This window comes from Williamsia sterculiae (assembly GCF_900156495.1).
In the GTDB taxonomy this organism is placed as follows: Bacteria; Actinomycetota; Actinomycetes; order Mycobacteriales; family Mycobacteriaceae; genus Williamsia_B; species Williamsia_B sterculiae.
On record NZ_FTNT01000007.1, the window covers coordinates 39,086 to 56,916 of the forward strand.

The following is a 17,831-nucleotide window of genomic DNA, read 5'->3' on the forward strand; positions in this document are numbered from 1 at the left end:
GCCAGGTCTCTGGCCGTATGGTCGGACCCGTGAGCCGAGACGATCGCGACGCGACCAGGGGATCGAGTCCCTACGACGAACCGACCGACGCCATCTCCACCACAGGAGGCGCGGGCTCGGACGGCACGGGGTCCGAGGACTCGGGTGTGGTCGGTTTCGCGCCGTACCGTCGCGGCGGTACCGGGCACGCCGACGCCGGTACCGGTACCGGACGTGCGGAAGAAATTGCCGACGAGGACGAGACCTCCCAGATCCCGTCCCGCGAGCACGCGGGTCACGACGCGGGTGGGGACCCCTCCACGGTCGCCTTCTCGAGCGGGAGTTCCGACCCTGACACAGCCCACACGGACACCTCCGACGACACGCGGCAGCACGAACGGTCCCGCACCGACCGCACCGATCGGGATGCGTTCCACCGCGAGCACGCGCGTCGATACTCCCGTCCGGACACCGCAGCCGCGGACGACACCCGTACCCAAGCCATCGAGACCGACCCCGACAACCCCGCCACCGAAGCGGTCGGCGCCGAGCACGACGACGCCGCCGGCAACCGTCGGTGGGGCAGGCGGCGCCGATCGCGCCCGGAGGACACCGGGACCGGCGAGCGCGGCGCGTCGGCCGACGACCTCGAGTCCGCCCGCCGGGCGGCCCGTCGGGGAACCACCGACCTCGGCATCCTGCTGCTGCGGGTGGCGGTGGGCCTCATTGCGATGGCGCACGGCGCCCAAAAGCTGTTCGGCTGGTGGAACGGCCCCAAGATCGGTGGTTTCTCGGACTTCTTGGTGAACTCGACCAACACCAACATCGGGTTCAACCCGGATGCGGCCAAACCGCTCGCCATCGTCGGCGCATTGTCCGAAGGTCTGGGTGGTGTCATGTTGGTGCTCGGTCTGCTGACGCCGATCGCGGGTTCGGCCGTGCTGGGCACGATGCTGATAGCGGGTGCCTACAAGGCGACCCTCGCCGGAGGCGTGTGGTTCTTCGCCGCCGACCATGGCGGCAGCGGGATCGAGTACGAGGCCTTGCTCGCCGTCGCCGCCGCCGCACTCATCCTCATGGGTCCCGGGCGCATCTCGCTCGACTTCGGCCGCGGTTGGGCCCGACGGCCGTTCGTCGGATCGGTGCTGTGGTTGATCATCGGGGTGGCCGCCGCGGTGGCCGTATGGATCCTGTTCAACGGTACCAACCCGTTCCACTCGCCGGGTAACCCCGCCTCGTCCTGACGACGCGGGTCTGGTCGACCGTCGGCCGACCCCGTACCGGGTCTCAGTCGACCCGGCGCACCGCACCCTTGTCGGCCGACGTGGCCAACCTGGCGTAGGCGCGCAGCGCGGTGGTGACGGTGCGTTGCCGGTCCCTGGGCTGCCAGGGACGTTCCGACGCCTCCATCTTCGCTCGGCGTTCGGCGAGCACGTCGTCGTCGACGAGGATCTCCAGCCGCCGGGTGCGGACGTCGACGAGGATCGGGTCGCCGTTCTCCACCAGACCGATGTTCCCGCCGGACGCGGCCTCGGGAGAGATGTGTCCGACCGAGAGCCCCGAGGATCCGCCGGAGAACCGGCCGTCGGTGACCAACGCGCATTTGCGGCCCATTCCGGTGCCCTTCATGAACGCGGTGGGGTGCAGCATCTCCTGCATACCCGGGCCGCCCGACGGTCCCTCGTAACGCACCACCAGGACCTCACCGGCCTGGATGGTCTTCGACAGGATCACCTCCACGGCTTCCTCCTGGCTCTCGACCACCCTCGCGGGTCCCTCGAAGTGCCACAGTTCCTCATCGATCCCCGCGGTCTTGAGCACCGCTCCGTCGACGGCGAGATTGCCGGTGAGCACGCACAATCCGCCCTCCGCGGTGTACGCGTGTTCCAGGTCGCGGATACAGCCGCCCTCCGCGTCGGTGTCGAGCGACGACCACCGGTTCACGGTGGAGAACGGGGTGGTAGTGCGCACACCGCCGGGTGCGGCGTGGAACAGCTCGATCGCCTCCGGGGTGGCCGTTCCACCGCGGATGTCCCAGTCGTCCAGGAACTCGGCGATGGTGCGTGAGTGCACGGTCGTCGCGGTGTCGTCGAGCAACCCCGCGCGGCGGAGTTCACCCAGGATGGCCGGGATCCCGCCGGCCCGGTGCACGTCTTCCATGTGGTAGTTCGAGTTCGGCGACACCTTGGACAGGCACGGAACCGCGCGGCTGATCGCGTCGATCACCCCGAGATCGAAATCGGCGACCTCACCCTCCTGTGCTGCTGCCAACACGTGCAACACGGTGTTGGTCGATCCGCCCATCGCGACGTCGAGCGCCATCGCGTTGCGGAATGCGGCGGGGGTCGCGACATTGCGGGGGAGCACCGTCGCGTCGTCGTCGCGGTACCACCGGCGCGCGGCCTCCACCACCGCCGTCCCGGCCCGGATGAACAGTGCACGCCGCGCCTCGTGGGTCGCCAGTGTGGAGCCGTTGCCCGGCAGCGCGAGACCCAGTGCCTCGGTGAGACAGTTCATCGAGTTGGCGGTGAACATCCCCGAGCAGGATCCGCAGGTGGGGCAGGCGCTGCGCTCGATCTCGGTGAGTTCATCGTCGTCCACACCGGAATTGGCCGACGCCGAGATGGTGGTGATGAGATCTGACGACGGATGCACCACACCGTCGACGGCGACCGCTTTTCCTGCTTCCATCGGACCGCCGGAGACGAACACCGTCGGGATGTTCAGACGCATGGCGGCGTTCAACATCCCCGGGGTGATCTTGTCGCAGTTGGAGATACAGACGAGGGCGTCGGCGGTGTGGGCATTGACCATGTATTCCACGGAATCGGCGATGATCTCGCGGCTCGGCAAGGAATAGAGCATGCCCCCGTGGCCCATCGCGATGCCGTCGTCGACGGCGATGGTGTGAAATTCGCGGGGCACACCGCCTGCCGTGCGCACCGCGTCTGCGACGATCTCACCCACGTCCTTGAGATGCACGTGACCGGGCACGAACTGGGTGTAGGAGTTCGCGATGGCGACGATCGGCTTGCCGAAATCGTCGTCCGTCATCCCGGTCGCGCGCCACAGCGCGCGCGCCCCGGACGCCTCGCGTCCGATGGTGGTTGTGCGTGACCTCAACGGCGGCATGATGATTCCTCGATCTGTGTTGGCGGCCCGGCTGACGACGGTGCCGGACCCGTCCGCTCGACCACGGTACTCCGCGGTGTGGACGGGTCTGGGCAGGTGGGAACTATCCGGCGGCGGCTGCGGCGTAGGGGTCGGGGATGCGTCCTCGCGATGCCGCGGACAGCCGCGGAAGATCGCGGAACGCGATGGCGGGCAGTCGGACGCGCTCGCCACCGTCGAGTACCGCGCGGACCGATCCCCAGCGTGGGAACTGCAGCCCTTCCAGCCGGTCCCATCCGATACTCCGCGTTCGCCAGGTACCGCGGACCCGCAATCCCTCGTCGGTGACCACCGTGCGTACCCGCGCCACCCAGATGCCGAACAGCACGGGGAGCAGCAGGGTCCACCCCAGGTACGCCAGCGACGCGCCGGACAGGGCCAGCGCGGCGATGAACATCATCGCGACGGCGAAGTAGGTCAGCGGATTGAGGCGGAACACCGCGGGCAACGGGACAACGGGGGTGGAGCTGTCCGGGTCGACGTCCCCGGTGGTGGGAGTCGACGACGCGCCCGACCCGGCGTCGCCGGTCGGGGGTTTCTCGACGTCGGCAGCGGGGTCGTCGGGGCTGGTCTCGGCCATACCGTCATTGTCGCACCTGCGGTCGGCCGACCCGATCATGGAGCCTTCGCCGGACCCGACACCGTGTGACCTGCGCGCGAACCGGCCGACCGTCTCATATCGTGGGATGGCGTGTGAGAGCGGTTTGACTCCGTGACCGGCCCCGACCTAACGTGATCGCGTGATGCGAAATGATCTTCTCGTAATCGGCTGGCGCGTCGTCGCCTGACCGGTCACCACCGAGACCCCGAAGCATCGACGCGCCACCCTCGATCAGCTGTTTGCTGTCGGGGGTTTTTTGTTGCCCAGTCAGCGTCGGCCGGATCGCTCCGGCCCACGCGCAACCATCGAGGAACGTGCAGTGAGCGCACCAACAGCACGCACCCAGTCGGGTGGGACGCCGTCACCGGCGCCCCATCCGGCGTCGCCCGCCGAGGTGGCCAAACCGACCCCGCCCGCGGCCCGTCAGGCCGCGGTCCGGTCCGGACAGCGCACCGTCGCACCGGAGCGGATGAGCGGAGCGGCGGCGGTCGTCCGGTCCCTGGAGGAACTCGGCGTCGACGTCGTGTTCGGACTCCCTGGCGGCGCGGTGCTTCCGGTCTACGATCCGCTCCTCGACTCGGTCCGCGTCCGGCACATCCTCGTTCGGCATGAGCAGGGTGCAGGTCACGCGGCCACCGGCTACGCGCAGGTGGCCGGACGCGCCGGGGTCTGTATGGCCACCTCGGGACCGGGCGCCACCAACCTGGTCACGCCGCTTGCCGACGCCCAGATGGACTCCGTTCCCGTCGTCGCGATCACCGGCCAGGTGGGTAGGGCGCTCATCGGCACCGACGCCTTCCAGGAGGCCGACATCTCCGGCATCACGATGCCGGTGACCAAGCACAACTTCCTGGTCAGCAACGGTGCCGACATCGCAAGAACGATGGTCGAGGCCTTCTACATCGCCGAGAGCGGACGCCCCGGTGCCGTGCTCGTCGACATCCCCAAGGATGTGCTGCAGGCGCAGACCACCTTTTCCTGGCCACCGCAGGTCGACCTGCCCGGGTATCGGCCGGTCACCAAACCGCATGGCAAGCAGATTCGCGAGGCCGCTCGGCTGATCACCGCGGCGAAGTCGCCGGTGCTGTACGTCGGCGGCGGGGTGATCAAGGCCGAGGCCGCTGCGGAACTGCGGGAGCTCGCCGAACTGACCGGGATCCCGGTGGTCACCACCTTGATGGCCCGCGGTGCCTTCCCCGACAGTCACGATCTGCACCTGGGTATGCCCGGCATGCACGGGACCGTCGCGGCCGTCGCCGCGTTGCAGCGCAGCGACCTGCTGATCACGTTGGGTGCGCGCTTCGACGATCGTGTCACCGGTCAACTCGACACCTTCGCCCCCGATGCCAAGGTCATCCACGCCGACATCGACCCCGCGGAGATCGGTAAGAACCGACACGCCGACGTGCCGATCGTCGGGGACTGCAAGGCGGTGATCGGCGAACTGGTCGCCTCCCTGCGCGACGAACTCGCCCGTGGCGGTTCGGCTCCCGACCTCACCGAGTGGTGGACCTACCTCGACCGCACGCGGCGCGCCTACCCGCTGAGCTACGACCGCCCGTCCGACGGTGCGATGTCGCCGGAGTTCGTGATCCAGTCGGTCGGCAAGGCGGCCGGGCCCGATGCGATCTACTGCGCGGGTGTCGGACAGCACCAGATGTGGGCCGCACAGTTCATCTCGTACGAGAAGCCGCGTACCTGGCTGAATTCCGGTGGTCTGGGGACAATGGGTTACGCGGTGCCCGCGGCGATGGGTGCCAAGGTCGCCGACCCCGACACCGAGGTGTGGGCGATCGACGGCGACGGGTGCTTCCAGATGACCAACCAGGAGTTGGCCACCTGCGCGATCGAGGGCATCCCCATCAAGGTCGCCCTGATCAACAACGGGAACCTGGGCATGGTCCGACAGTGGCAGACGCTGTTCTACGACGAGCGGTATTCCAGCACAGATCTGGCGACGCACAGCCGTCGCATCCCGGACTTCGTGAAACTCGCTGAGGCGCTGGGATGTGTGGCATTCCGTTGCGAGGACGAGTCGGAGGTCGACGAGGTGATCGCCAAGGCGCGTGCCATCAACGACCGTCCGGTCGTCATCGACTTCGTCGTCGGTGCCGACGCGCAGGTGTGGCCGATGGTCGCCGCGGGAACCGGTAACGACCAGATCATGGCGGCCAGGGGTATCCGGCCGCTGTTCGACGACGACGCGGCCGCCGATCCGGTCGAGATCCATGAGGCGATGGTTCGTCCGGACGCCGGGGCTCCGGAGAGCGCGGGTGTCGACGGTTCGCTGGGCGATCGGGAGAATTCGGGAGGCGCACGATGAGTACGACCCACACCCTCAGTGTGCTGGTGGAGGACCGCCCCGGCGTCCTCGCCCGCATCTCGGCGCTGTTCTCCCGCCGCGGTTTCAACATCCAGTCACTCGCGGTGGGCGCCACCGAGATCAAGGGTGTCTCGCGGATGACCATCATGGTCTCGGTCGACGACTTCCCGATCGAACAGGTCACCAAACAGCTGAACAAGTTGATCAACGTGATCAAGATCGTGGAACAGGAACCGCAGAACTCGGTCACCCGCGAGTTGATGATGATCAAGGTGCGATCGGACGCCAGCGTTCGTACCGAGGTCATCGAGGTGGTGAACCTGTTCCGCGCCAAAGTGATCGACGTGTCCCCGGAGTCGCTGACGATCGAGGCCACGGGCACCTCCGACAAACTCGAGGCGCTGCTGCGGATGCTCGACCCCTACGGCATCCGGGAGATCGCCCAGTCGGGCGCGGTCACCCTTGGCCGCGGACCGAAGAGCATGTCCGCGGCCCGCTGACCCACCCGATCCACGACGTACGAGAAACAACGAACAACGAAGGGAACCACCAGTGGCAGTCGAGATGTACTACGACGACGACGCCGACCTGTCGATCATCCAGGGCCGCAAGGTCGCGGTCATCGGATACGGCAGCCAGGGGCATGCGCACGCGTTGAGCCTGCGCGACTCCGGCGTCGATGTCGCCATCGGCCTGCGCGACGGCAGCAAGTCGCGCGAGAAGGCCGAAGAGCAGGGCCTGAAAGTGCTCAACGCCGCCGAGGCGTCCGCGTGGGCCGATGTCATCGTGCTGCTGGCCCCCGACACCTCGCAGGCGCAGATCTTCACCGAGGACATCGCCCCCAACCTCTCCGACGGCAACGCGCTGTTCTTCGGGCATGGACTGAACATCCATTTCGGCCTCATCGAGCCCCCGGCGACGGTCACCGTCGCCATGGTGGCGCCGAAGGGACCGGGGCACCTGGTGCGCCGCCAGTTCGTCGACGGCAAGGGTGTCCCGTGCCTGATCGCCGTCGAGCAGGATCCGACCGGCGAGGGCGAGGCGCTCGCTCTGTCGTATGCGCGGGCGATCGGCGGCACCCGTGCCGGTGTCATCAAGACCACCTTCAAGGAGGAGACCGAGACCGACCTGTTCGGTGAGCAGGCCGTGTTGTGCGGCGGCACCGAGGAATTGGTCAAGGCCGGTTTCGAGGTCATGGTCGAGGCGGGCTACGCACCCGAGATGGCGTACTTCGAGGTGCTGCACGAGCTCAAGCTCATCGTGGACCTGATGTACGAGGGTGGTATCGCCCGGATGAACTACTCGGTGTCCGACACCGCCGAGTTCGGTGGTTACCTCTCCGGCCCCCGCGTCATCGACGACGCCACCAAGGACCGGATGCGCGCCATTCTCAAGGACATCCAGGACGGCACCTTCGTCAAGCGTCTGGTGGCCAACGTCGAGGGCGGCAACGCCGAACTGGAGGGCCTGCGCAAGAAGAACGCCGAACACCCGATCGAGGTGACCGGCAAGAAGCTGCGCGACCTGATGAGCTGGGTGGATCGGCCGATCACCGAAACCGCCTGACGCCTGACGGCGCCGGTCTCCACGCCGACGACGAGGGCCTCGACCGGAATCCGGTCGAGGCCCTCGTCGTATCGGTGACGTGTCCGGGTCAGAACACTCGATAGTTGTGGTTGTCGGTCGCGGTGTTCATCCGGGTGAGGATGGGACCGATGTTGGTGCCGGTCTCCGGGCCGATGCAGGCCACGTAGTAGAAGGCGTTGATCATTCCGACCAGGCGGTTGCCCAGCACCACGGGGCTGCCGGAATCACCCTCTGCGATGCAGATGGTGCTGAAGTGGGCCGTGCCGTCGGAGAACAAGGTCACGCCGCAGGTGTTGCCGGTCGTGCGACCGGTCTTGCAGCCGATGTCCGGGAAGCGCGGGGGAGCGGTCTGGATGGATCGGATGGTGACGCCACCGACGCTGCGCAACGGGGCGACCTTCGCCGCGTCGAATTCGATGATCGCGAAGTCGAGGTCGGGGGTCGAGTAGGTCACCTTGCCGACGACCCCGTTGCGCTGGAAATTCTCACCCACCACCGACTGGCCTGCCGTACCGCAGTGCCCCGCGGTGAGACCGATGAGTCGGTTGCGGTAGTCGTGGCCGATGGTCGTCAGCGTGCAGGCGGCGGCCTTGTCGCCACCCTTGAGGATCAGGATCCCGGAGCCACCGCCGAGCGCCGTGGTCGGTGCGGCGGACGCGGTACCCGTACCCACCACCAGGGTCACGGCCGCCGCGAGGGTCGCGGCCAGCACCGCAAACTTCTTGAACATCAAAACTCCGGTCTGTTGTCTGCTGTCGCTCGTGCCCCGATGCGTGCGCGATTGAGAGTCGCGTCACGCGCCACTGGCAACCTATATGTGGAAGACGGCCCAGGGCCAGTCAGTGGCGAAGTCGTTACCTGTACTTCCGATGTACCGGCAGCGGCGTGTGACCCGGTCCGGGTCCGCGAGGCCCGGGCTCTAAGCTGGTCGGGGATCGCCTGAGAGCGCTCCGGACGGGCCCTGGGTGTCCTCATGGTTCTCATCCCGACCTGAAGATGACCCGATCAGAGGAGACGACGACGTGACCACTGCCGACCGACGGCCTGTTGTGCTCATCGCCGACAAGCTCGCGCCCTCGACCGTCGCCGCTCTCGGCGACGACGTCGAGGTGCGCTGGGTGGATGGTCCAGACCGTCCGGCGTTGCTCGCGGCCATCGCCGACGCCGACGCCGTCCTGGTGCGGTCCGCGACGACCATCGACGCAGAGGTCCTCGCCGCGGCGCCGAACCTGAAGATCGTGGCCCGGGCGGGTGTGGGTCTGGACAACGTCGACGTCCCGGCTGCGACCGAACGCGGTGTCATGGTGGTCAACGCCCCGACCTCCAACATCCACACCGCGGCCGAACACGCCATCACCCTGATGCTGGCCGCCGCCCGGCAGATCCCGCAGGCCGACGCCTCGTTGCGTGAGCACACGTGGAAGCGGTCGTCGTTCAACGGTGTGGAGATCTTCGGCAAGACCGTCGGCATCGTCGGACTCGGCCGTATCGGTCAGCTGGTCGCGGCGCGACTGGCCGCCTTCGAGACCTCGATCATCGCCTACGACCCGTATGTGTCCGCCGCACGGGCCGCGCAGCTCGGCATCGAGCTGGTGTCGCTGGACGAGCTGCTCGAACGGGCCGACCTGTTCAGCGTTCACCTACCCAAGACGCCGGAGACGTTGGGCCTCATCGGTGCCGACCAACTGGCCAAGACCAAACCGGGTGTGATCATCGTCAACGCGGCCCGCGGTGGTCTCGTCGACGAACAAGCCCTCGCCGATGCGGTGACCTCCGGACAGGTCGGGGCCGCCGGTCTCGATGTCTACGCCACCGAACCGTGCACCGACAGCCCGCTGTTCGAACTCCCTCAGGTGGTGGTGACGCCGCATCTGGGGGCATCGACCTCCGAGGCACAGGACCGCGCCGGCACCGACGTCGCCAAGAGTGTGCGTCTGGCCCTGGCCGGCCACTTCGTCCCGGACGCGGTGAACATCACCGGCGGCGCCGTCGACGACGAGGTCGCCCCGTGGTTGGAGCTGGTCCGCAAACTCGGCGTGCTGCTGGGTGCGGTCGCCCAGCGGGTGCCGAGTTCGGTGTCGGTCGAGGTGCGTGGCGAGCTCGCGTCCAAGCCGGTCGAGGTGTTGGGCCTGTCCGCGCTGCGCGGGCTGTTCTCGGCGGTGATCGACGACCCGGTGACGTTCGTCAATGCGCCATCGGTGGCCAGTGAACGCGGGGTCACCCACGACGTGACCACCGCTACCGAGAGCCCCAATCATCGTTCGCTGGTGGATCTACGGGCGGTCTTCGGCGACGGTTTGGTGCTCAACGTCGCGGGCACGCTGAGCGGTCCCTCGGAGGTCGAGAAGATCGTCAACATCAACAGCCGCAACTTCGACCTGAGGGCCGAGGGCCGTAACCTCGTTGTCTCCTACACCGACCAGCCCGGTTCGCTGGGCAAGATCGGCACGCTGCTCGGCAACGCCGGTGTCGACATCGTCGCCGCCGGTCTGTCGCAGGATGCCGAGGGCTCGGGTGCGACCGTGTTGTTGCGCGTCGACCGGGAGATCCCGTCGGAGGTGGTCGCCGCGGTCGGTGACGCGGTGTCGGCGACCCTGATCGAGCAGGTCGATCTGTCGTGAGACTGGCGGTGATCCCGGGTGACGGGATCGGTCCGGAGGTCATCGACCAGGCCCTGCGGGTGTTGCGAGCGGTGCGATCCGATGTGGAGACCACCGACTACGACTTCGGCGCCCGGCGCTATCACCGCACCGGCGAGCTGCTCACCGAGGACGATCTGGCCTCGATCCGCGAACACGACGCGATCCTGCTCGGGGCGATCGGGGACCCGTCGGTCCCGTCGGGTGTTCTCGAGCGCGGCTTCCTGTTGAAGATGCGATTCGCGCTCGATCACCATGTCAACCTGCGACCGTCGAAACTCTTCGCGGGGGTCACGTCGCCGCTGGCGGGTGACCCCGACATCGACTTCGTGGTCGTGCGGGAGGGTACCGAGGGCCCCTACACCGGTAACGGCGGCGCGATCCGGGTCGGCACCCCGCACGAGGTGGCCACCGAGGTCAGTCTCAACACGAGGTTCGGCGTCGAGAGGGTGGTCCGCGATGCGTTCGCCCGCGCGCAGCAACGGCGCAAGAAACTGACCCTGGTGCACAAGACCAACGTGCTGACCTTCGCCGGCTCCCTGTGGAGTCGCACCGTCGACGAGGTGGCCACCGAATTCCCCGACGTGAGCACCGACTACTGCCACGTCGATGCCGCGACCATCTACCTGGTCACCGACCCCGGTCGCTTCGACGTGATCGTCACCGACAACCTGTTCGGCGACATCATCACCGATATCGCGGCAGCGGTGTCGGGGGGGATCGGGTTGGCCGCGTCGGGCAACATCGACGCCACCGGAACGAACCCCTCGATGTTCGAACCGGTACACGGCAGTGCACCCGACATCGCCGGGCAGGGCAAGGCCGATCCGACGGCCGCGATCCTCTCTGTCGCGTTGCTGCTGCGTCAGCTCGGTGACGAGGATGCGGCGACGCGCATCGAGAAGGTGGTCGCCGACGATCTGGCCGGGCGAACCGACGCCGCGAGCGGCACCACCGAGACAGGCGACCGGATCGTCGCCGCACTGTAGTCCGGGGATCTGCTCCTCAGGACCGGGTCGGCGCCTCCACGGTGCGGTCCGCTTCGGAACTGCGGTCGCGGGGAATCAGCGGTAACGCGATCAGCGGGGTGATCGCGGCGGCCGCGAACGAGCCCGGGAAGCCGATCGAACCGACCATCACGCCGAAGAGCGGGGTGGTGCCCGCGGTGGCGAGATACTGAGCCGTGTTCTGCACGCCCAGCCCCCGACCGCTCCACCCCGGTCCGGCGTACTCGGCGATGGCGGTGAAGGCGAGTCCGTTGTCGGCCACCGTCGCCACCGACGCGAGGACCATCACCGCGGCGGCGACCGGGCTGTGCAGCCAGTCGGTCAGCGCCAGCAGGGCCATGCCACAGGCAGCCGCTCCGGCGATCACCCGGATCGGGCGCATCCGAGACCCCCAGACGTCGGAGATGCGGCCCGCCGCGATCCGGCCGAAGGCGCCCAGTACCTGGGTGCAGGTCACCAGGATCCCCGCGGTCGCGGGATGCCACCCGTGACCGACGATGAGCCAGGTGGGTACGAACGTCCACATGACGGACTGCGGGATCACCAGCAGCACGCTCACCGCATGGATGCGCGCCAGGAAACTGCTCGCCCGGTAGGGATTCCACCTGATGTCGTCGTCGGTGCCGCCGGGCTGCGGTCGTGGGGGGTCGATGATGCCGACGACGGTCACCAGCAGGCCGATCGCCGAGACCACGACCGGGACCGCGAGGCCGGCCGCGACACCGTGCCCCTGTGCGGCCGCGGGCATGGTCAGCGCGCAGACGCCGATCCCCAGCGGCTGTGCCATCTGACGGATCCCCATGGCGGTGCCTCGCTGCTCGGGGCGAAACCACCCGACCACGATCCGGCCACTGGCCCCGTTGGCGGCACCCGATGACAATCCGCCGGCGAAGAGCAGTACCCCGAGCAACGGATACCCTGCGTCACACATGGCCGCGACCAGGGCGCCGGCGGTGGCCAGCAAGGTCAGCGACACCGAGACGATCAGGACACTGCGTTCGCCGAATCGGTCGAGCAGTGTTCCCCACGGGATGATCGAGATCATCAGTCCCACGGTCGGGATGGCGGCGAGCGTGGATGCCTGGGCCAGCGAGAGCCCGGCATCCCGGTGCAGTGCGGGGATGAGGAAGGCGATCCCGTTCACCGCACAGGTCGTGGTCATCGCGGCGACGAGGGAACAGGCCAGCATCGACCACCGTCGTCGTGCGGACACCTCGGTGACCGACATCACCACCTCCCGAACGAGTCTTGTGTGCTGTCTCAAATAATGGAACGTCGTGCCCACATCGTAGAACCGTTCGTTCCCGCAGGGAAAGTCGTCTCCCATCGGGTGGGATAGGCTCACGCCATGCGTCTAGGTCGAATCGCAAGTCCTGACGGTGTCGCCTTCGTCGCCATCGAAGGAGACATCGAGTCCGCAACCGCACGCGAGATCGCAGAGCACCCCTTCGGCACACCGACGTTCACCGGACGATCGTGGCCGCTGGCCGATACCCGGCTGCTGGCGCCGATCCTGGCCAGCAAGGTCGTCTGCGTGGGCAAGAACTATGCCGATCACGCCCGTGAGATGGGTGGCGAGGCTCCGGAGAAGCCCGTCATCTTCATCAAACCCAACACCTCGATCATCGGTCCGCAGGTTCCCATCGTGCGGCCGCCGTCGTCCTCCCGGGTGGACTACGAGGGCGAGCTGGCGGTGGTGATCGGCAGACCCTGCAAGGATGTGGCTGCCGCACGCGCCGGTGAGGCGATCCTCGGTTACACCGTGGCCAACGACGTGACCGCCCGCGACCAGCAGACGCAGGACGGTCAGTGGACTCGGGCCAAGGGGTACGACACCTTCTGCCCGCTCGGACCCTGGATCGAGACCGAACTGGACCCTTCCGATCTGCGGATCACCACCCGACTCGACGACACGGTGGTGCAGCAGAGCACCACCGCTCTGCTGCTGCACGGCGTCGGCGACCTCGTCGAGTGGGTGTCACGGGTGATGACCCTGCTGCCCGGTGACGTCATCCTCACCGGAACGCCCGCGGGTGTCGGACCGATGGTGGCGGGACAGACGGTCAGCGTGGAGGTGCAGGGAATCGGTGCGCTGACCAACCCGGTGCGTGACAAATGATCCGGAAGACCACGGAGAAGTTGCTCCCACTCAACGGGATCGAGCTCAACGTCGACGATGCGGGCGACGGCCCGGTGGTGGTCATGGTGATGGGCACCGGTAGTCCGGGACGTGTGTGGAAGGCCAACCAGCAGCCGGCCCTGTTGCGAGCCGGCTTTCGGGTGGTCACCTTCGACAACCGCGGGATCGCCCCGAGCAGCGAATGCGGCGAGGGTTTCACCCTCGACGACATGGTCTCCGACACCATCGCGCTCATCGAACACCTCGATGTCGGACCGGTTCTCTTGGTCGGTACGTCGCTGGGTGGTCGCGTGGTGGCCGAGTCGACCCTGCGCCGACCGGATCTGGTGCGTGCGCAGGTGTTGATGGGTACCTACGCCCGGTTGGGGCCGGTGCAACAGGCGATCTCGGCGGGGGAACGAGCCCTCGTCGATCAGCGGATCACCCTGCCGCCGGAGTATCACACGGCCATCACGGCGCATCTGAACCTCTCGCCTCACACCCTTGATGATGAAGTCGCCGTGCGTGATTGGCTCGACATCATCGAGTTCTCCGGTCAGGACAAGTCGCCGGGAGCGCGGGCTCAGATGGGTGTGCACTCCGCCGACGCGGACCGGCGCGACGCTCTCCGTCAGACCACCCGCCCGACGATGGTGGTGACCTTCGCAGACGACCGGACCATCCCGCCGGGGCTGTCGCGGGAGGTCGCCGAGGCCATACCCGGGGCTCGACACGAGACGGTCGCCAAGGCGGGGCACTGGGGTTATCTGGAGCGCCCCGACGACGTGAACGCGTTGCTGCTGGACTTTCTCGCCGCTCACCGCTGATCGACCGGACGAGCGGGGTGCCGATGCTCGGGCAGTAGTCTGAGGCGCATGAGCACCGAGCCCGTCCGCGTTCGATTCAGCCCGTCACCGACCGGTACGCCACACGTTGGTCTGGCGCGGACCGCATTGTTCAACTGGGTCTACGCGCGCCACACCGGTGGTGCCTTCGTGTTCCGTATCGAGGACACCGACGCCGAGCGTGACAGCGAGGAGTCGTATGCCTCGCTGCTCGATGCGCTGCGCTGGTTGGGTTTGGACTGGGATGAGGGTCCCGAGGTCGGCGGACCGTACGCGCCCTATCGCCAGTCACTGCGCCGTGAGCAGCATCTCGACGTGGTGGCCAAGCTGCTGGCGGCGGGCGAGGCCTACGAGGCCTACTCGACCGCCGAGGAGGTCGAGGCGCGTCACCGTGCGGCCGGTCGTGACCCGAAGTTGGGTTACGACAACTTCGACCGCGACCTGACCGGCGAACAGCGGGCCGCCTACACGACCGAAGGCCGTAAACCCGTTGTCCGACTTCGTATGCCCGACGAGGACATCACCTGGGACGATCTGGTGCGCGGGCCGACCACTGCCAAGGCGGGTACCGTGCCGGACTTCGCGTTGACCCGCGGTAACGGGGACCCGCTGTACACCTTGGTCAACCCGGTCGACGACGCCGCGATGAAGATCACCCATGTGCTGCGTGGTGAGGATCTGTTGTCGTCGACGCCGCGACAGATCGCCCTGTATCGGGCGCTCGCCCGGATCGGGGCCGCCGACTCGGTGCCGCAGTTCGGTCATCTCCCTTTCGTGATGGGGGAGGGAAACAAGAAGATGTCCAAGCGGGATCCGCAGTCGTCGCTGTTCCACCACCGCGACCGCGGTTTCATCGCCGAAGGACTGTTGAACTACCTGGCCCTGCTGGGCTGGGGTCTCTCGGCCGATCAGGACATCTTCGGCCTGGACGAGATGATCGCCGCCTTCGACATCGTCGACGTCAACAGCAGCCCGGCGCGCTTCGATCAGAAGAAGGCCGACGCGATCAACGCCGAGCACATCCGGCTGTTGGCGCCGGAGGATTTCGCCGGGCGGTTGCGCGACTACCTCACCCTGCACGAGTTGCTACCCGCCGATGTCGACGACGCATCCTTCGCCGTCGTCGCCGACCTGGTACAGACGCGCATCCAAGTCCTCGGTGACGCCTGGGGTCTGGTGTCGTTCCTCTATGTCGACGACGCCGACTTCGTGGTCGACGAGGCCGCGGCACGCAAGAATCTCGGCGCCGACTCGGTGCCGGTCCTCGACGCGGCCATCGCGGCCCTGGCGTCGGTCGACGACTGGACCACCGAGCCCATCGAGTCCGCGCTGAAAGCGGCACTCGTGGAGGGGTTGGAGCTGAAACCACGGAAAGCGTTCGGTCCGGTGCGGGTCGCGGTGACCGGTTCGCACATCAGTCCACCGCTCTTCGAGTCGATCGAGTTGCTCGGTGCCGACCGGACGCTGCGACGGTTGAGGTCCGCCCGCGAGAACCTGGTCTGAGGGGTCGCTGGCCAGGCGATTTGTGGGTCACCGGCACCTGTTTGATACTCTTTTCGTCGGCGCTCAGAGCGGTCGGAGACGATTCTCGGAGCCACCCTTGGGGTATGGTGTAATTGGCAACACAGCGGTTTCTGGTACCGCCATTCTAGGTTCGAGTCCTGGTACCCCAGCACGAGCACGACCTCGCGGGACCGCCTGACAGGCGATTTGGTGGGCGAGCTCCGGCCAGCTAGTCTGGCAAAGCCGTTCGCGCGCGGGCGGCATCAAGTTCCTGGCCCCGTCGTCTAGCGGCCTAGGACGCCGCCCTCTCAAGGCGGTAGCGCGGGTTCGAATCCCGTCGGGGCTACAACACAGCACAACCCTCTGACCTGCATCGAAGGCAGAGGGTTTTCTTCTGCCACTCGGTCGCTCGGTCGCCGTGGCTACATTTTGGCCACATGAGCCCCGGCTGTCGTACCCGCTTCGTACAGGTCCCCATCGGGTTGGACGGAAGCCGACCCAACGACAAGCAACGCCCCGGTTCTGTCACGCGGAGGAGGCAGACCGGGGCGCTGCCGAGGACTATTGCTCGGCTCACGGTGGCCACGCGAACTGAGGTCTGTCCGACCTGTGTCCCTGTCGACCCTGTGGTCCGTGGCCGCCGCGGTCTGGTCCCCCGCGATCGCCGCCTAATACTGGATCGTGCGGGCGAGGCGTCCGACAGTGGCGCCCGGCTTCATGGTGTGTGTTCGAGCCCTAGTTCGATGATGGCCGTGAGGAGTCGGACATCGATGCTGTCGGCATGGTCGGGGAGTGTCTTCCCGTCTTCCCGTAACGCCTCTAACAATTGACCAGCTCCACGGCGGAACTCATCAGTGCGATCAGGCCACAGACGACCGACCAGCGAGATGACCGCTTCGCCCGGTGGTGAAGCGTCCGGTGTGCGCCAACGAGCGACGGCGGGAGGGCGCACTAGGCATCCTCGCCGAGGCTTGTTTCCGGCACCGTGTGCCCGCCGGGCAGCGAGATGTGCGACACGGCGGCTCTTACGGTGCTGATGCCTATCCCAGTACCGACGGGTGCTGTGTACCGGGTGGAGCTGGAACCTGCTGGTGGTGTGCTGCTGAATCCCCCAACTTTTTCGATCGGCTAGGGGGCGTGCTCCTGAGGGTGCCGCGGTGCTCGGCGGCTGTGGATGCGCGTTCGAGGAGTTGCTCGGCATAGCGAACCAGGAGCGAATGGCGGCGTTCGGGTGGTATTGGTTTGCCGCTGGCCAGCCGGGCCAGTGCCTCGGCCAGCGTGGATGGGGTACGTGGAGGAATGACGATGAACTCGACGGTCATCCGATTGGTAGTCACCCGGAGCAGCGGAGGCGACGGAGGAGACCCTTCAGAATCAAGTCCCGGCCGCGATCGGAACGCACGCCAGTCCATCTGCAGAGCCACAATGGAACCCAGCATTGGGGTGACTGCTTGCGAAAAGGAAGCAAGCTCATCACTCAACGTCGACGTGTATGGAAACCAGACACCCCCAACAGGTTGGGTCAGATCAGGATGCAGGTGCACGCGCGGCGGGCCTAGTAACGATGTCATCGCGCACCCGACGGCGACACTGAATGACCGGCGCCGGCGGGGAAAGTGCTGGACGCGCGATCGGTGAAGAACTGCCCGGACATTCCCCGGCGAGGTGGTGCTGCGACAACAAAGGACTTGGTGGCCATGATGCGTTACCTGACTGACCACAAACAGTGATCGTTGCGGCACCGGAGACGCCAACAGGGTCCTGTCAGATATGAAGTCCGATGAGAATCAGCCTACGCCACCAAAGGCAGCGCCCCGACCCCGCGGAGGCAGTGGGAGTGGCGTCGTGTGCGATCGAACACGAGTGGTGGTCGCGCACGGGTGAGAGGAGGCCGATATTCGTGATCGCTTCGGGTTGACGCCGATGCGCTATCACCAACGGTTGAACCGCATCCTGGACACCGACGCTGGGCTTAGAAGCCGATCCGATCACCGTGAACCGGTTGCGCCGCACCTGGACTGACGTGACCGAGCCCGAGCGGCGAGACGATGAATCAG

At 67.1% G+C, this 17,831-nt stretch carries 15 protein-coding genes and 2 tRNA genes; 12 read left to right on the plus strand and 5 right to left on the minus strand.

What is annotated here, in order from left to right; translation table 11 throughout:
* Positions 1–29: 29 nt before the first annotated feature.
* Positions 30–1,223: a DoxX family protein gene (locus tag BW971_RS12215; RefSeq protein WP_234974385.1), complete on the plus strand. Its 1,194-nt coding sequence runs from the start codon at positions 30–32 to the stop codon at positions 1,221–1,223.
* A 43-nt stretch (positions 1,224–1,266) separates the two neighbouring features.
* Here the strand turns inward: BW971_RS12215 and ilvD are convergent, their stop codons facing one another.
* Positions 1,267–3,111 carry a dihydroxy-acid dehydratase gene (gene ilvD, locus BW971_RS12220; protein ID WP_076479963.1) on the minus strand — a complete coding sequence of 615 codons (1,845 nt, stop codon included), beginning with the start codon at positions 3,109–3,111 and terminating at the stop codon, positions 1,267–1,269.
* 103 nt (positions 3,112–3,214) lie between these two features.
* Positions 3,215–3,730, minus strand: a complete 516-nt coding sequence (locus BW971_RS12225; protein WP_083709929.1) for a PH domain-containing protein — start codon at positions 3,728–3,730, stop codon at positions 3,215–3,217.
* Positions 3,731–4,070: 340 nt separating this feature from the next.
* On the opposite strand from BW971_RS12225, the gene BW971_RS12230 reads away from it, so the two are divergent.
* The 3 genes from BW971_RS12230 to ilvC all read left to right on the plus strand — a co-directional run bounded on the left by BW971_RS12230 (position 4,071) and on the right by ilvC (position 7,640).
* Positions 4,071–6,074, plus strand: coding sequence for an acetolactate synthase large subunit (locus BW971_RS12230; RefSeq protein ID WP_076479965.1), 2,004 nt, complete (start codon positions 4,071–4,073; stop codon positions 6,072–6,074).
* Positions 6,071–6,574 (plus strand): acetolactate synthase small subunit, encoded by a 504-nt coding sequence (ilvN, locus tag BW971_RS12235; protein WP_076479967.1) that lies wholly within the window; start codon positions 6,071–6,073, stop codon positions 6,572–6,574. The genes BW971_RS12230 and ilvN overlap by 4 nt, the downstream gene beginning before the upstream one ends.
* Before the next feature lie 64 nt (positions 6,575–6,638).
* Positions 6,639–7,640 (plus strand): ketol-acid reductoisomerase, encoded by a 1,002-nt coding sequence (ilvC, locus tag BW971_RS12240; RefSeq protein WP_200799432.1) that lies wholly within the window; start codon positions 6,639–6,641, stop codon positions 7,638–7,640.
* 88 nt (positions 7,641–7,728) lie between these two features.
* On the opposite strand, the gene BW971_RS12245 is transcribed toward ilvC, so the two are convergent.
* The gene (locus BW971_RS12245) at positions 7,729–8,391 is read right to left on the minus strand and encodes a chymotrypsin family serine protease (protein WP_076479971.1); all 663 of its coding nucleotides are present in this window, start codon (positions 8,389–8,391) and stop codon (positions 7,729–7,731) included.
* A gap of 292 nt (positions 8,392–8,683) precedes the next feature.
* On the opposite strand from BW971_RS12245, the gene serA reads away from it, so the two are divergent.
* Both serA and BW971_RS12255 read left to right on the plus strand, forming a co-directional pair.
* Complete coding sequence (gene serA / locus BW971_RS12250) at positions 8,684–10,282, plus strand: phosphoglycerate dehydrogenase (RefSeq protein ID WP_076479972.1); 1,599 nt, start codon at positions 8,684–8,686, stop codon at positions 10,280–10,282.
* Positions 10,279–11,289 (plus strand): 3-isopropylmalate dehydrogenase, encoded by a 1,011-nt coding sequence (locus BW971_RS12255; protein ID WP_076479974.1) that lies wholly within the window; start codon positions 10,279–10,281, stop codon positions 11,287–11,289. The genes serA and BW971_RS12255 overlap by 4 nt, the downstream gene beginning before the upstream one ends.
* A 16-nt stretch (positions 11,290–11,305) precedes the next feature.
* Here BW971_RS12255 and BW971_RS12260 read toward each other — a convergent pair whose 3' ends face one another.
* Positions 11,306–12,538 (minus strand): MFS transporter, encoded by a 1,233-nt coding sequence (locus BW971_RS12260; RefSeq protein ID WP_200799426.1) that lies wholly within the window; start codon positions 12,536–12,538, stop codon positions 11,306–11,308.
* Positions 12,539–12,655: 117 nt separating this feature from the next.
* Here BW971_RS12260 and BW971_RS12265 point away from each other — a divergent pair, with 117 nt between their 5' ends.
* The 5 genes from BW971_RS12265 to BW971_RS12285 all read left to right on the plus strand — a co-directional run bounded on the left by BW971_RS12265 (position 12,656) and on the right by BW971_RS12285 (position 16,120).
* Positions 12,656–13,426: a fumarylacetoacetate hydrolase family protein gene (locus tag BW971_RS12265; protein WP_076479977.1), complete on the plus strand. Its 771-nt coding sequence runs from the start codon at positions 12,656–12,658 to the stop codon at positions 13,424–13,426.
* Positions 13,423–14,253: an alpha/beta fold hydrolase gene (locus BW971_RS12270; protein ID WP_076479980.1), complete on the plus strand. Its 831-nt coding sequence runs from the start codon at positions 13,423–13,425 to the stop codon at positions 14,251–14,253. The genes BW971_RS12265 and BW971_RS12270 overlap by 4 nt, the downstream gene beginning before the upstream one ends.
* Positions 14,254–14,301: 48 nt before the next feature.
* On the plus strand, positions 14,302–15,774 hold the full coding sequence (gltX, locus tag BW971_RS12275; RefSeq protein WP_076479983.1) for a glutamate--tRNA ligase: 1,473 nt from the start codon (positions 14,302–14,304) through the stop codon (positions 15,772–15,774).
* A 98-nt stretch (positions 15,775–15,872) separates the two neighbouring features.
* Positions 15,873–15,944 (plus strand) — tRNA-Gln (locus BW971_RS12280).
* A gap of 103 nt (positions 15,945–16,047) precedes the next feature.
* Positions 16,048–16,120, plus strand: a tRNA-Glu gene (locus BW971_RS12285).
* Positions 16,121–16,814: 694 nt separating this feature from the next.
* Here the strand turns inward: BW971_RS12285 and BW971_RS22265 are convergent.
* Positions 16,815–17,345, minus strand: coding sequence for a DUF5994 family protein (locus BW971_RS22265; protein WP_407701218.1), 531 nt, complete (start codon positions 17,343–17,345; stop codon positions 16,815–16,817).
* A gap of 352 nt (positions 17,346–17,697) precedes the next feature.
* Here BW971_RS22265 and BW971_RS21915 point away from each other — a divergent pair, with 352 nt between their 5' ends.
* On the plus strand, positions 17,698–17,796 hold the full coding sequence (locus BW971_RS21915; protein ID WP_083709870.1) for a hypothetical protein: 99 nt from the start codon (positions 17,698–17,700) through the stop codon (positions 17,794–17,796).
* Positions 17,797–17,831: the final 35 nt, after the last annotated feature.